The 3,727-nt window shown below is 34.5% G+C and carries 2 pseudogenes; both read right to left on the bottom strand.

What is annotated here, in order from left to right:
• Positions 1-1,226 (bottom strand): annotated as a pseudogene (locus tag HMPREF9007_RS27175) (RHS repeat-associated core domain-containing protein); the annotation flags it as partial.
• Between the two features lie 1,913 nt (positions 1,227-3,139).
• A pseudogene (locus HMPREF9007_RS27740) lies at positions 3,140-3,727 on the bottom strand (RHS repeat-associated core domain-containing protein); the annotation flags it as partial.

The raw sequence follows: 3,727 nt of genomic DNA, 5'->3' as shown, positions 1-3,727 counted from the left end.
ATCTGACTAGGCAAATTTATAAGATTATATCGAATATTACTAATATTCTTGTTCAAATCTTTAGTCAAGTTACCGTTTTTGTCATATCCGTATTCTACAGGCTGATTAGCATTATCCTTGAACTCCATACCGTTACCATAAACCGAGTTTGGCGCATGATCATCGACAGACTGAAGTTGATTACCATTGTAAACCAAACTTAAGTTATCAACCAAACCATAACCTGTTGCACTTGTTTGACCATACCTGAGCAAACTCAGAATATTGCCCATCTTATCATAACCGGTTATCTGTTCACTGAAGCGGTTCTGATTGATTGAGAGTGTATTCGTTTCTCCGTAGATAGCATCTTTCATACGAGACAAGCCGTCATAAGTGAAACGATATCCCATTTCATTGGTTACGGCTGATCCTCCCGACTTCCATGTCATACTACTGATATTACCATTATAATAAGGAGTAGTTCCATCAATTGACTCCTGATAAGTAAGCGTTTGGTGAAACAAAGGGCCATTAATACCTTTCGTCCAGGAACGAAGGTTATAGGTATAATCAGTTCTTAGCTTAGAATGCCCAGTACGTTTTTCCGTTTTCAGACGACCGATCTCATCATAGACATTATCCACCAAAATAACAGGAGCATCATCATTGAGTTGATAGGTCGTTTGAAGCAAACGATTAGCAAGATCATAGGTATGGTTACGAACCTCCGTTATAATGTCTTGACCGGGAACGGAATGGACACGTTTCTCTTTCACGGGACTGCCTTCAAAATTATAAGATGTATAGACAGCTTCCATACCATTCAAACTGTTATTCCCTTTCCGTTGAATCACGCGGTAACGATCATCATAATACATAACTGAATAGGTTGAACCTGCCAACTGAGACGTCAAACGGGCCGTCCAGTTTCCCGTCAATTGACCTTTACAACCACCGGAATATCTTTTACCGTAACCGGGCATTTCTGAATAACCGGTCGTTGCATCATCAGGAATACCATTCTTACCCAAGAACTCGTAATCATCGTAATAATTGGCGGATAATACTACAGGAGCAGTAAAGGTAAGACCTGTCACACTATAGCCTTTCAAAGCGGTGCTACCATTTGACCACGCTGCTGTTACAACATTACTTCCTAGCGGATTGGCAGTATAATCAAAAACGTTTTTACAAGTACCTGTCAACACTATTCGGCTGAAAGCATCAGAGATACTGAATGACATAACGAGCACTGTCAACTCCTATAAATCCATTGATAGACTTCTTTATAAATTCGTTCACATAACATTACATATATTAGTAAACCCTTACTATCAATATTGATAGCTGTGACAAATGATCCTCTATCAGAATCAGAAGGGATATCATGAAAATACCCTGATACAATTGACTTAGTCCGGTCAATCCATATCAGGGTAGGACAATTAATTTTCAGATAAAAAAGCTATATATTTTGCCTTATCCTATAATTAAACTAAACAATGTTTTTGTATGACTAACAGACAAATATACGTATATATAAATCAAAACAAAAAATAAAGCGACAAGAAATACAGTAAGAATAAGCCTCAATTTATCAATTTCCCTCAAACCTTCTACACGTTCCACAACTTTTGTTCTTGTGAAATAATCGCCTAATCGATTACCGCTTTTACTACACAAAAACATTATTAACTCCACAATCCAAATAAAATATAAATAATTACAAATTACACATTTAAACGGACTAGCAGGTTGCATTTTTCTTTCATCTATTATTTGAATCTTCATCAAATATTTTCCAAAGCTATTCCCATTGCAACAATCTTTACATATTATCAGAAAAGAAGCTAAAAGAGAAAAAACATTAAAGATAATTGAGCATCATCAACATTCAAGATAAGTCGTACAATAATCGTCAAAAATACGATACTAAAAGCATCTATTAAAAAAGCAATAATTCTTTTCTGTTTCATTATTTTCTATTTAAACAAGTTAGTAATAAAATCCAAAACCTTAGATTAGTGAAGCAATCATCAGAAAACACAATAAGAGTCTCGAGAATAATATCAAAGATAGGCTCCTCTAATATAAATCTCTATAGAATATATTAGAGGAGAGACTTTAAAGCAATCAGATTATCAACTTATATTAAATCATGTTTGGTTATATAGTTTGAAAGTATTATTAACGCAGGAATTAGTACCACAGTAAATCCAAACATACACTTTACAGCTCGCTGTTTTCGACGTGAGAAAATGTTATATTCACGTTCCAGTTCCATTATTATACTTTTTCTGAGAACATAGTAACGCAAAGAGTAAAGTCCCCAAAATAATATACATAATATAAGAATTGGAGGGAAAGACCAAGCACGCGAAACTAAATCGGTACTCAAATACAAATAAAGATGTATACTTGTATATAAAAAGAACGTAGAATATAATCCCAAATAAAGTATTGAAGACCATTTTGCATTATCTTCACTCCTTTTAAAAGTATGAAAAAGAATTCTATAAAACATATAAAAAAAATAATCAATAAATTTCATAGCCTAATATTTTAATTAATAATCAATCAGCCCTGTTGTTGGATTATAAGTACCTCGCATTGGATTATTATCATGTATAATATTATATCGACGCTGTTCTATATTCTCTATTATTACATCATCATAATAGAATGACAACCCTTCATATGCTACTCCTATTTCCCAAGCTGCAGTACTTACCACTCCAATGCCCAAATCTATTAAATCCCTATAATTAAAATCATTATAAAGATTATAAACAGACCAAGCACTTGAAATAGCTCCAGTGACATTTCCTATTCCTCTCAACACCCTTGTAGATTTTTTCACTCTAGCAGCATCTCTTCTTAGAGCATTGACTCCACGCACTTTCCCTTTCTGATTTAACTTTAACGCTGCAATTGGATATCTTTTCCCTTTAGAGTTAATGAAATACCCTCCCTTCAGTGGCCACGAATACTCAGTATATTTACTACCCGCTTTTATAGTCGACCAAGCACCAACCATATTAATCCCGAGATGAATCATTTCTTCTGATAAGTTTCCAGATATTGCAACTTCATTGAGGCTAACAACATCCTTATTCTCATTAAAATTTGACCATTTTTCCGGCAACTGACTGACCGGAATAGTATCCAATCCCATAATGTCAACATATCGAAGTGGGTTGTTAAAACAAAATAAATAAGGGTTAGCATTATTCATTTCATTTAATGGATCTTGCACATACCATCTTCCTATCACCGCATCATAATGCCTTGCACCAAAATCATACCAATCCAACCCATTCTTTCTATCCAACTCCTTACCATTATACTTATAAGACTGAACACTCGTAGATGTTGTAAACGTACCACCAAAAGGATAGTAATCATTCGTTTCCTCCAACTTTCCATCCTTATCAGCAACTACACGCACATTACCTTGATGGTCCTTCAAATAAAAGTGGAACTTCTTATCAGGGAAACTAACATATCCTGTCTCAGTCAAAAGCAGCTTCAAAGAGCCGTTCTCATAGATCGCATTACCACAATAATCAGTCGTTAAGATAGTATTACCTGTTTGATGGACAGTACGAAGTTTTCTTCCATCCGATCCATACTCATAATCAATGGTATTACCATCACTAAAGGTTATCTGACTAGGCAAATTTATAAGATTATATCGAATATTACTAATATTCTTGTTCAAATCTTTAGTCTAGTTACCGTTTTG

The organism is Bacteroides sp. 1_1_14, assembly GCF_000162515.1.
Taxonomy (GTDB): Bacteria; Bacteroidota; Bacteroidia; order Bacteroidales; family Bacteroidaceae; genus Bacteroides; species Bacteroides thetaiotaomicron.
Note: the sequence above shows the minus strand (reverse complement) of the source record. Positions and strands in the feature narration are given on the sequence as shown.